The organism is Aeromonas sp. 601027, from assembly GCF_049174455.1.
GTDB classification, from domain to species: Bacteria; Pseudomonadota; Gammaproteobacteria; order Enterobacterales; family Aeromonadaceae; genus Aeromonas; species Aeromonas veronii_A.
Genome location: NZ_JAAKTN010000018.1, coordinates 131083 through 140711, shown reverse-complemented (window position 1 = coordinate 140711; position 9629 = coordinate 131083). Strand labels below are relative to the sequence as shown.

Sequence of the window (9629 nt, the reverse complement as noted above, 5' to 3'; positions counted from 1 at the left end):
GATGGCCGCTAGTTCATCAGCATTTGCAGCTGGCCCATCTGCAACCCTCCAGGTTCAAGGCTCTGTGACCCAGGGGGTCTGTGTGGCAACCCTTGCGAATGGTGGTATTGTGGAGCTGGGTGATTATAAGGCTGACAGTTTGCCTACTTCTTATAACCGCAATCTAAGTATTAATGTGAATATCACCTGCTCGGCCCCGACGAAATTTAATGTTTATTTCACAGATAATCGCCCTGATAGCTCTAGCTCTGATAATATTTCCGAAGTATCTGGTCTCGGTATGGTCAATTATCATTCAGGCTTAGGCTTTACTAATGCAGGGAATAAAATTGGTCACTATCGTTATTCTATGGAATTTATGAATGGCTCAAGCAATGGTGTAGACAACGATTTGGAAGCCTTATGTCATCGTGCGAGTGGTGTCACGAATAAAAATTGCGACCAAAATCTTATGCTAGGTCTTAATACGCCCCAGTCATTCATGATTGCCGGTGGCGTGCTGGAAAATGCCTTGGTTAAACATGTTAACTTTAAATATCGCCCTTGGGTTTACCTGGAACATACCGCTCTCGCAGGCATTGCAGACGTTGAAAATATCGAAGGTAGTACAACAATGACTTTAGAATACCTGTAATAATTTGTACGATTCATAGAGATCGTTTCAATTTGCTAAGCTGCAAATCCAATCTAATCTGTGTTAACAGCTCTTGGTGGCGTTGTTGCCCAAATTAGCCATCAGACGACAACTTTCCCAGCCCCAGTGGTTGTCTCACTTGGGGCTGCTCGACGGGCGGGCCAAGGGTATTTAGTTTGTTCATTGCCTTCACATACGCCATCACTTCGCCCACTTGGCCGTTGTAGTTACGCAGACTGATTTTCCCCGTCAGCAACTGCTTGAACCGATACATCGCCGTCTCTGCCAGCGAGCGACGGTGATACCCCGATATCTTCTTCCAGTGCGCCAGCCCTTCCTTGCGCATCACCAGCACAGCGTCATTTCTTGGGTGTCCTTTTTTCCATAACCCCGCGCCCTTGCGGGGCGGGATACAGACGCTCGCCCCCCTTGCTGGCTATCAGCCGATGGCAAGCCTTGGTGTCATAGGCGCCATCCGCATAAACATGTCCCAGCTTACGCCGCAGAGGGTTGAGCAAGGTGGGCAATACCTCGGCATCATGGATATTTTCCAGCGAGACCTCCGCCGCCACGATATCGTGGGTCACCGGGTCTACCGCCATTTGTCTGGCTTGGGAGCTAATGTCGAATCTGGTGTATGGAGTCGGTCAGACGGCATTCCTGTCTGACTCATCCAGCACCTGTACTCCATCCTTGAATTTCACGTTATTCACTACCAACGTCAGCAGCGCAAATCCCTTGAGCCGCTTCCACTTCTTCTGCGCCACCTCAAGCAGCTTGTAAACCATCGCAAGTGTGGTCTCCCGAGACCCGCAGTTCCGCGCTCTCTTACTTCGTAGCCTGACCGTCGAAAACGTCGACTCTATCGGGTTCGTCGTCCGGATATGCACCCAGTGCTCGGCCGGAAAATCATAGAACGCCAGCAGCTCCTCCCGGTCTTTCGTCAGCTTCTCCATCGCCTTCGGGTACTTCGCTTCAAAGCGCACCAAGATCCGTTCAAACGCCGTGTGTGCCTCATCCCTTGTCTCGGCCACCCAGATTTCATGCAGTGCATCCTTGACCTTGGGATGTACTGATTTGGGCAACGCTGCCAGCACGTTCGCGGTCTTGTGCACCCAGCACCGTTGATGGACCGTGTCCGGGTAGCACTTGGCCAGCGCTTGCCAAAAGCCCAGAGCGCCATCACCGACGGCAAGCTTAGGGCCCTAAGAGACGTTCGTATCTTGATCTTCCTTTGCCAGTTGTTTGATCCCGCCCGTATTGCATACTTGCGGACATGACCAAAAAGCTCTCGACTCCAGCGGTTAACGCTCTGACTATCGAACAGGCCCACGAGCTGATACATAAGCTGCTGGACCGTATTACCGAGTTAGAGGACCGCCTTAATCAACACAGCGGCAACTCCTCCAAGCCGCCCTCCAGTAATGGTCCTGGCAGCACACCACCTGTTGCGTATTTCCACGCATGGCGATCGCTCAATAACCCCCCAGTGGCAGGGTAGTTGTCGCCTGATTTTTTCAATGGGGGCTGGAGCTGTAAAATGGCTAATCACAGGATTGCGCCTGAGCTTAGGGAGAGAGCCATCATGCATATGATGCCACCCTATAACTGGAGCCTCAGACAGGTTGCTGATGATATTGGTGTTGGCATTGCAACTGTTCATGGCTGGCGAAAACAACTGGAACTAGAGGGGCTGATCATCCGAAAAATCGAACCCGACTCGGAGCATTCTACAGAGCAAATTTTTACGATCCTGCTTGAAACGGCCGCATTGTCTGAACATTAGCTGGCTGAGTATTGTCGCAAGCATGGCCTGTACCCTGAGCATCTTGTGGCATGGAAGCAAAATTGCCTGGCGGCCAATCAGCCTAAGCATCGCCAATTGGTTGATGAACAGCGAGCTGTTCGTTCAGAGAAAGCCCGCATCCGAGCGCTTGAAAAAGAGCTACGTCGAAAAGACAAGGCTCTAGCCGAATTGGCTGCACTGCTGGTGCTTCAGGAAAAGTTATCAGCGCTCCGGGACAACGAAGAGGACGACTGACCTCTTACCCGGAGAGGCAACGGATAATTGCACTGATAGAGGAAGCTGTAGACCACGGGGCTCGCTATGCTCAGGCCTGCCGAGTTGCGGGTATCACACACAGGACTTTTCAGCGATGGTACTGTGACGGCAGGCTAAAACCAGATGGAAGACCATTAGCCAGACGGCCAGTGCCAGCCAATAAGCTGACAGAACATGAGCGAACACAGGTACTACAAGTATGCTCTGAGGCTGAGTACGCGTCTTTGCCTCCGTCGAGGATCGTCCCCATGCTTGCTGACAGGGGCATATACCTTGCTTCGGAAGCAACATTCTATCGGCTCCTGAAGGCAGAGGCTCAATTGCACCACAGAGCCGGTGGGAAACCCCGTGGTACTTATAGCCGTCCGACCAGCTATACAGCACATGGTCCGAACCAAGTCTGGTCTTGGGACATCACCCATTTGCCAGGAGAGGTCAAAGGGGAGCGGTATTATCTATACATGCTCATGGACGTATATAGCCGTAAAATTGTGGCAGCGGAAGTGAGGGTGATTGAGCTCGGTGAATATGCAGCAGCCTTGTTACAGCGGGCCGTCATCATGGAAAACTGCCGGAATAGCGGATTAATTTTACACTCAGATAATGGGGCTCCGATGAAGAGCTTCACCATGCTGGCCAAAAAGTATGAACTGGGTGTCTGCTCGTCATTCAGTAGACCCCGGGTCAGCAATGATAACCCCTACTCGGAGTCGCTGTTCCGAACACTGAAATATTGCCCTGCATGGCCTGCCGATGGCTTTAGCGATATAAGCAAAGCACGGGCATGGGTACACAGCTTCATACGCTGGTACAACACCCAACATCGTCATAGCGGGATTAAGTTTGTCACACCAGAACAAAGGCACCAGGGTTTGGATAAGCCTCTGCTTAAACAACGGGAAGCAGTCTATGAAGCCGCACGATGCCAGCATCCTGAACGCTGGTCTGGTAAAACAAGGAACTGGACACCAGTAAGTATGGTGGCGCTCAATCCGGAAAATGAACGCCGGGCAGCATAAAAACGGCAACTACCTTGAAAAACGCCGATACCCCGATATCTTCTTCCTGTGCGCCAACCGTTCCTTGCGCATCACCAGCACGGCCTCATTTCTTGGATGCCCCTTTTTCCATAACCCCGCGCTCTTACGAGGCGGGATACAGGCTGTCGCCCCTTTGCGCGAAAAAAGCTGATGGCTGGCTTTGCTGTCGTAGGCGCCATCCGCATAAACATATCGCAGTTTGCGCCGCTGAGGGTTGAGCAAGGTGGGCAACACCTCGACATCATGAATATTTTCCAGTGAGACTTCCGCCGCCACGATATCGTGGGTCACAGGGTCTACCGCCAGATGCAACTTGCGCCACACTCGCCGTTTCTCGGCGCCGTGTTTTCTGACCTTCCACTCGCCTTCACCAAATACCTTCAGGCCGGTCGAGTCGATAACCAGGTCGGTGATACGCCCCTTGGCGGGTTGTCGATAGGCCACCTTCACTGTGCGAGCGCGCTTGCTGACACAACTGTAGTCCGGTGCGCAAACGGCATATTCATCAACTCGAACAGAGAGTCGAGTAGTCCCTGAGTGGCTCGCAGAGTGAGGTTGAAAATCCCCTTGAGCATCAGGAAGGTACAAATGGTCTGGTCGGTGTAAAACTGGCTGCGGCATCAACCCAGAAGGTGAGGGAACCACGGTTAATCAAAGGCTTGTTATACTGAGGCAAGTTGGTGATGGGGTGAAGCGACGTGCTCATGATGCAGACTTGAAGGGAATGGTAGTGATCAGATCACCGAGCCCCCAGTTAGTTCCATTCAAGCAGCATCGATTTGGGAAACATAGATGGTCGCCCCGGTTTGCCAAGCCCTCAATCAATGAAAGTGAGTCAGGTTGAGATTGCAGCCATAGATCCGGATTTTGATCGAGGCTACTGCATCTATCCCTGATGGAATTCGCTGGCTGGCTCCGCTATCAACGCCACGTACTTGGAGTACTTTGTTTCCCTCGGGTTTTACCAGCCACGGTCTGACCTGTCTCGCCATCACTTCATGATTGCCTGTGCAATCGGTGCTTCCTTACCAATTTTTGGTCATAGGGCTGTCAATCAGCCCTTACATTGCCAAACCTGTTTTTCATGCGGCTATGCCATAGTGGGCATCATATTTTCTGTCGTGTGCCAGCAATGCCCAGATGATTCTAACCGTCTTGTTGGCTTGCGCTACCGCCGCCACGTTAGGGTTGCGCCGAGCCATCACCCCGGCCAGCCAGCTTCCCGAAAACGACTCCTTGCGTTCTGCTACTCGTAGCACCGCCCGAGCGCCATGAATTAACAAGGTGCGCAGATAGCTGTCGCCACGCTTGCTGATCCCAAGCAAGTTCTGCTTACCACCACTGGAGTGTTGCCGTGGCACTAACCCCAGCCACGCGGCCAATTGCCGGCCATTCTTGAAATTTTTCGCATTGCCGATGGAAGCAACCAGTGCGCTTGCGGTGATAGGGCCGATACCTGGCAGCTGGGCTAAGGTTTGGCTGGCGGCACTGTCCTTATGCCAGCGAACGATCGCGTCCTCCAATTCATTGACCTGCTTGTCGAGCATCTTGAGGTGTTCGTGAAGTCGCATTAACAAATGGCGAAACGTTCCTGGCAAGCCGTTTTCACTGTCCTCGAGCAGCTCGGGAACGTGTTTGCCTATGTGGGTGATACCTTGAGGAAGGATGAACCCGTATTCTGCTAACAGGCCCCGGATCTGGTTGGCTTGAGCAGTCCTGGCCTTGATGAAGCCCTGTCGAGCACGATGCAAGGCCAGGATGGCCAATTGTTCGCTGCTCTTTATCGGCACGAACCGCATGGTGGGCCGAGTCAGAGCTTCACAAATAGCTTCGGCATCCGCAGCATCGTTCTTGTTGGTCTTTACATAGGGCTTAACGAACTGAGGCGCCATCAGCTTGACGGTATGCCCCAGCCCTTGCAATTTATTGGCCCAGTAATGGGCACTGCCGCATGCCTCCATGCCGATCAGGCTAGGAGGAAGATTGCTAAAGAATGAGAGCATCCGCTCCCGCTTCAACTGTCGCTTGAGGACCGTCTTGCCATGTTGATCAACGCCATGTAATTGGAAGAGATGTTTTGCCAGATCGATGCCGATAGCCGCAGTCTTCATGGTGGTCGCCTCTCTCATCAGTGGGAACTTGCATTCGCTACTTTGGCACTCAGATGCCGTTTTGGGGAGGGGCGACCATTCCATTAACGCCTGGGAACATACATTCGCCACTTTGGCACTTCAGATGCCGTTTTGGGTAGGGTCGACCATCTCATTAACAACGCGGTAGTAAAAAAAACCATTGTGTTCCCTCTGGAACAGAATCCTGCCTACCCAGTATGGCATTATCACCTTGCTCTCCACGGTCTAGATTAGAGTGCTTTGATGTATGGAAATACGAAGTTCAAGCACCAAGCACTTGGTTTAGAAAGAGTTCTAAGTGGAGTGGTCATTTTATCGTGGCCAAGAAAGCTAATTGTGTATTTAGAATGATATATAGAGGAATTAAATATGAGAAGCGTTGATGTAACTGAAGCAAAAACTGTTGTTGGCGGTGCTTTTACCGCTCAGTGTCTCCGATTGGTCGAACGTAATGGTGCCGATCACACTGGCGGTTTTGATCGTATTTATCGCAATGTGTCTGTTGACAAGAAAAACCAAAAAAAGGCTGACAAGGCGTGTAAGTCTGCTCATGGGAGTGGTTTTAACTTCAATCAATGGCTGTAAACATGTTAAACATGTAAGTTAAACGCAGAAACAAAGCCCGTTAATTTTTACGGGCTTTTTAATGTGAGTGCGGCAGCAAGTAACCTCGTTGTACTTGATTCTATGTGGTGGTGATTCATTGTGATGGCGATGTGCTAACAGTGTACGAGTGTGAGAAGTATTATGAACTCTTGTTTTTTTTTCTTGGTAGGTAAAATATATAATGTAAAAAACAAAGCGACTGTGAACTTTCGTGCTTTTTGTGACTATATGCTGTCTTTTTTAAACAGGAGGACGCCCTGTTTCTGTGTAGTAGTGGTTGTATTGTCATCTTTTTTTATCGCTTTAATGACGTGTTGTGGTCTAACTGAACGACTCGTTACAAGTAATAAACGTAAAATAATTAAGAAAGCAGGTTGGTACGGCGCTTGGACTTTTTACGACCGACTTTGTCGTGGTTACGTATTGCTAATGACATATGAGAACGCCATTGTGCTCTCTTGGGTTCAAGATATGGCAACTGAACTCCGGGCACACGCCGATACTACAAAGCAAGGGGTAATATTCTACCCATTTCATGTATTCAGTGATGAATTCCCTATCGTTGTATTAGCACTTGCAACAAAAAAAAAGCTATCCGTCATCTCTGATGTCTCAAAAGATACTTGGTCGAGTAAATGGGGGCAGGCGGTGTCGCAGTTTCGATCTGACTGGATAAGTGACCTTGACTTATATAATCCCTTTGAGCTATCTGAAAACGACGCAGCTAAAAACATACGAAAAATCATCGGTGAATGTAAAAACGACCTATGTGATTTTGCCTTATTTCCTGATGCACTCCCCGAGTACACAGTAAGATTGAGGGGGGCGCACACTTATAAAAAGTCTACCATTTTTGAACGACGTGCATTATTGCATTCTGGTGGGTTTGTTTTTCCTAGACTAATGAAAAAAGACATTCTCCCATATTATGTATACGTAGAGGGCTTTAAACTTAAATTAAGGATTTTTCCTTTGATTGATAAGGGGGATGTTGGAGATAAATTACCTTTTTTGATTGAATGCGTGATTAAAGAGAAGAGCGAACAGTGGATGTTATGGCACTTCCCTTCTTTTTATTATTTTAATGGGTAGATTAACATGATTAACATGAAAGAAATTTGTTTGCAGGGTGAACCATCAGAATGTGCACTGGCAAGCTTAAGCCATATATCAAGATTCAGTTCAGAGCATATTACTTTACCATCTCTGAGGAAATACCATAACGTATCATCGCTGGGGACAACATTGCATGAATTGGTCGAACTTTCCACAAAAATAGGTGTTAAGGGGCGAGCTATATATTTCGATCATGCATTTTATGATAAACTTCCTACCCCCTGTATTATTCACCTTAATACCAATCACTATGTTGTACTTGAAAAGGTTAACTCTGCGTACTCTATTGTGATGAATCCTGCATTAGGTAGACAAACTATCAAGAATGATATTGTATTAATGGGGGTATCTGGTTATGCAGTCGTGTTTGATGAACTGATTGCACCAACGAATACACATGTAAAAAGAACTAAATTCAATCTGAGTGCACAACTTATTCTGTTGGGACTGTCGACTGCCGTTCTATCGACAATTATTCCTGCCTATTTATTTAGCTTTGATAATTTCACTGCTGATAAGCAGTTCAACATGAATTTGTTAATCCTCTTTATTATATCTCAAATAACAGTGTTGTTGTTGGTTCGGTTATTCTTAAAGGAACGCTTAAAAATTGAAGCAAAAACGCTCGTCAGCTACACAGATAAGCTCTACCACAAGCTACTATCAAATAAAATTTTCTTTTTTGAAAAAAGAAATCCTTCTGACACCACAAACAAGTTAATGAAAGCCGTTGCTGCAAATGTGTCGCGCAGCACCTTGTTTAATGACTTTTTTATATCTGGCACCCAGCTGCTGCTCTCTGTTGCCGTGCTCGTGGCCCTGTCACCAACGTTAGCATTGGTTGTCATCTTTTTTTCCTTGCTTGCCTGCTTAGTGTCAAATATGGAAAAAGGCAAAGTATCACTGTTCAACCATATGCGACAAGAGTTTGATGAAAAAATTTTTAAAACCATAAATGAATCAAGTGATGTCATTTACGACATAAAATCGTCACAGCAGTCAAGTGCATTTGCAAACCTGTTACGACGCGTTCTGGTTGATTACGCCAATTTTAATGTTTCAAGCGCATTGAATTTATACAAATACTCTGCAATAAAAGGCATCATGGCGGCCGTTGAAACCGTCTGTGTGTTTTATATATGTTTTCAATTGACTCAGCGCGATGAGATATCACTGGCATACATTTTTATCATATTCTTTATGCGTCAAATTACAAATTCCGCTATCGACGATATCACTTCCAAATATATTTCGCTGGGAGAAATACAAAATTCTGAGGAGAGAGGTAGAGACATTTCTGAGTTTGATTCAGAAACGCTTCATGCGAATAGCACTGTTAACCACATTAATAATGATGACATTGAAGGATTAGGCCTGTCACTTTTAGATGTTAGTTTTAAATATAGCAACAACATAATTTCATATGACAATGAACAGTTTGCCAATGGTAGCGTTTCGGCTATAACCGGGGACTCAGGTAGTGGTAAAACCACCCTCCTTAAAATTATTGCCGGATTTTATGCTCAATATGATGGGGAAATTGAATATAATGGCATGTGCCTTTCAGATTCTGAAAGAAGAAGTCGATTTTATTATCATGCATCAAACCAAAAATTCTTTTCCGGCACATTGCGCCAGAACATGACCATGAATAACGACGCATTGCAAAACAATGTATTGCATCATTATATTCAACACTTTGAGCTTGAAACGCTGATAAGTCGTCTTCCTGATGGTTTAAACACTTTGATCAGTGAATCAACACATCCCTTTTCTGATGGTGAAAAATCAAGGTTACTACTGTGTAGAGCATTTGTGAGTTCCGCAGTACTCTTACTGATTGATGAACCAACAAAAAGCTTAGACCAAAACATGACAAAAAAAGTCATTGCACAAATATATGGAGCAGGAAGGACCGTACTATTTACCAGCCATGATATAGACCAGTTGAGCATCGTTGACCAGGTCATCTCGTTGTAACGGATGCATTGTTGCATAGTGCTCATCACACCACACTTTGTTCACTTTGAGTAATATAA

Annotated in this window: 5 protein-coding genes and 5 pseudogenes; 6 read left to right on the top strand and 4 right to left on the bottom strand. The window is 47.1% G+C overall.

The features are described 5' to 3' along the window. On the top strand, positions 1–634 hold a 634-nt coding region (locus G5193_RS20185), incomplete at its 5' end, for a DUF1120 domain-containing protein (RefSeq protein WP_421207092.1). Between the two features lie 94 nt (positions 635–728). Here the strand turns inward: G5193_RS20185 and G5193_RS20180 are convergent. Together G5193_RS20180 and G5193_RS20175 are read right to left on the bottom strand one after the other, a co-directional pair. Further along, a pseudogene (locus G5193_RS20180) lies at positions 729–1236 on the bottom strand (IS5 family transposase); the annotation flags it as partial. 45 nt (positions 1237–1281) lie between these two features. After that, positions 1282–1839 (bottom strand): annotated as a pseudogene (locus tag G5193_RS20175) (transposase); the annotation flags it as partial. A 71-nt stretch (positions 1840–1910) separates the two neighbouring features. Between G5193_RS20175 and G5193_RS20170 the strand changes: the two are divergent. Together G5193_RS20170 and G5193_RS20165 are read left to right on the top strand one after the other, a co-directional pair. Continuing rightward, positions 1911–2081 (top strand): annotated as a pseudogene (locus G5193_RS20170) (DUF6444 domain-containing protein); the annotation flags it as partial. Between the two features lie 144 nt (positions 2082–2225). Next, positions 2226–3715 (top strand): annotated as a pseudogene (locus tag G5193_RS20165) (IS3 family transposase). A gap of 15 nt (positions 3716–3730) precedes the next feature. On the opposite strand, the pseudogene G5193_RS20160 reads toward G5193_RS20165, so the two are convergent. Both G5193_RS20160 and G5193_RS20155 read right to left on the bottom strand, forming a co-directional pair. Next, positions 3731–4442: pseudogene (locus tag G5193_RS20160) on the bottom strand (IS5 family transposase); the annotation flags it as partial. A 376-nt stretch (positions 4443–4818) separates the two neighbouring features. After that, positions 4819–5847 carry an IS110 family transposase gene (locus G5193_RS20155; protein ID WP_421207091.1) on the bottom strand — a complete coding sequence of 343 codons (1029 nt, stop codon included), beginning with the start codon at positions 5845–5847 and terminating at the stop codon, positions 4819–4821. Between the two features lie 390 nt (positions 5848–6237). Between G5193_RS20155 and G5193_RS20150 the strand changes: the two genes are divergently transcribed. The 3 genes from G5193_RS20150 to G5193_RS20140 all read left to right on the top strand — a co-directional run bounded on the left by G5193_RS20150 (position 6238) and on the right by G5193_RS20140 (position 9570). After that, positions 6238–6453, top strand: a complete 216-nt coding sequence (locus tag G5193_RS20150) for a hypothetical protein (protein WP_421207089.1) — start codon at positions 6238–6240, stop codon at positions 6451–6453. A gap of 492 nt (positions 6454–6945) precedes the next feature. After that, a complete protein-coding gene (locus G5193_RS20145; protein WP_421207087.1) occupies positions 6946–7566 on the top strand; it encodes a hypothetical protein in 621 nt (206 codons plus the stop codon). A gap of 15 nt (positions 7567–7581) precedes the next feature. Continuing rightward, a complete protein-coding gene (locus G5193_RS20140; protein WP_421207085.1) occupies positions 7582–9570 on the top strand; it encodes an ATP-binding cassette domain-containing protein in 1989 nt (662 codons plus the stop codon). Positions 9571–9629 lie beyond the last annotated feature (59 nt).

Coding starts and splice junctions, on each gene's coding strand:
- G5193_RS20150 (WP_421207089.1), top strand. CDS start 6,238: ATGAGAAGCGTTGATGTAACTGAAGCAAAAACTGTTGTTGGCGGTGCT.
- G5193_RS20145 (WP_421207087.1), top strand. CDS start 6,946: ATGGCAACTGAACTCCGGGCACACGCCGATACTACAAAGCAAGGGGTA.
- G5193_RS20155 (WP_421207091.1), bottom strand. CDS start 5,847: ATGAAGACTGCGGCTATCGGCATCGATCTGGCAAAACATCTCTTCCAA.
- G5193_RS20140 (WP_421207085.1), top strand. CDS start 7,582: ATGAAAGAAATTTGTTTGCAGGGTGAACCATCAGAATGTGCACTGGCA.